The sequence below is a fragment of the bacterium genome (assembly GCA_029210545.1).
Taxonomy (GTDB): Bacteria; BMS3Abin14; BMS3Abin14; order BMS3Abin14; family BMS3Abin14; genus JARGFV01.
On record JARGFV010000048.1, the window covers coordinates 17,041 to 18,467 of the forward strand.

Annotated in this window: 2 protein-coding genes; both read left to right on the forward strand. The window is 52.8% G+C overall.

Annotated features, from left to right (window positions below):
- Positions 1 to 824: 824 nt before the first annotated feature.
- Positions 825 to 1,226 (forward strand): endonuclease domain-containing protein, encoded by a 402-nt coding sequence (locus P1S46_06865; protein ID MDF1536207.1) that lies wholly within the window; start codon positions 825 to 827, stop codon positions 1,224 to 1,226.
- An 18-nt stretch (positions 1,227 to 1,244) separates the two neighbouring features.
- Positions 1,245 to 1,427, forward strand: a 183-nt coding sequence (locus tag P1S46_06870; protein ID MDF1536208.1) for a VOC family protein, incomplete at its 3' end; no start/stop codon positions are given.

Sequence of the window (1,427 nt, forward strand, 5' to 3'; positions counted from 1 at the left end):
CCGCAGTGAATCACGTGTATGCGTAGAGCGTACGTGCGTAATAGCGTAAAAACTGGACCGCGTTCACGCTCCACGCACCCACGCACGCACGAGGTGATGGAATCCATAAGCCGCAGTGAATCACGACGCGGAGAGGGGGAGACGCGGGGACGCGGGGGAAGAGCAGGCGCGGAGGCGCGTGGGAGCATGGGCGAGAGATCTAATGGATCTGTTATTCCGGAAATCGTGCCGAAGGTGCGATTATCCGGAATCCAGGTCTCCGGCCAATCGGCGCCAGATCCCTGATTTCACCACGGAGTCACGGAGAAAGGCGGAGGAAGGCGACAGACAGATGTAAACCCCGAACATGGAACCTGGAACCCCTGTTCAATCAAGCCGGCGGCAGGATTGAAACCTGAGGCGCACCAGCGCCGAGCATTTTCCTCACCTGACCTCTCCTTTGGAGAGGGATTTCTACGAAATCGGCAGATGGGGCCTTCAAATCAGGAATGAAAGCGAGCTTTAATTCCTGATTTAAAGGCCCAGCCGTTCAGGTGAGGAACGCTGTTTCAAGGTTTACTCCGCTTTCCTCCGTGCCTCCAGTGAGTCACATGCCTGGTGTGACGAACGGGTGGTGAACGCTCTTCCTGGTCTTGAAGTGATACCACTCAGGTACGCATTAACCGGATGAACCGAAATTTGAAATGTGGATTTTGAAATTCTGAGTAATGGGAGAACACCATGAGTAGACCAAAGTTGGACCATATAGGCATCGCTGTCTGATACAGTCCATTTCCCAATTCTTCTTCCCCCTTGAGGGGGGAAGACCGAGATGGGGGTGAACTATAACCACCCACAAAACATCCATATCCCGGAATCTTCGCAAAAATACGACGAGAGCTGAGCAACGCCTATGGTCTCGGTTGCGTTCCCGACAGCTTCTTGGTCTGAAGTTTCGAAGACAACATCCTATCGGTAATTACGTTGTCGATTTCGTTTGTCTCGAAAAAAATGTTGTTATTGAAGTTGATGGCGGTCAACACTTGGATGATGTGAGGGATAAAGAAAGAGATCAGTGGTTGTCAAACGAGGGCTACGGGATATTGCGATACTGGAATGATCAAGTGCTCAAGGAAACCGATTCGGTGGTTGAGGATATCCTGAGAAGTATTGACTCACCCTCCCCCAGCCCCTCCCCTCAACCTCCTTCGCCTAAAGCTTCGGCGGGTCAAGAGGGAGGGGGGTGAAATTTCACGGAGATATTGATGAAGCCTAAATTAGATCATATAGGGATAGCCGTAACCGACCTTGAAGCCTCCATTCAGGCCTACGAGACCCTCGGCTTCGCTGTCGAGTCCATCGACGAGGTTCCCGGTTTCGGAGTGAAGGTGGCGTTTCTCCCCATGGCCTGCGGCGCCGTGGAGCTGGTCCAGCCGGTGAATGAGGAC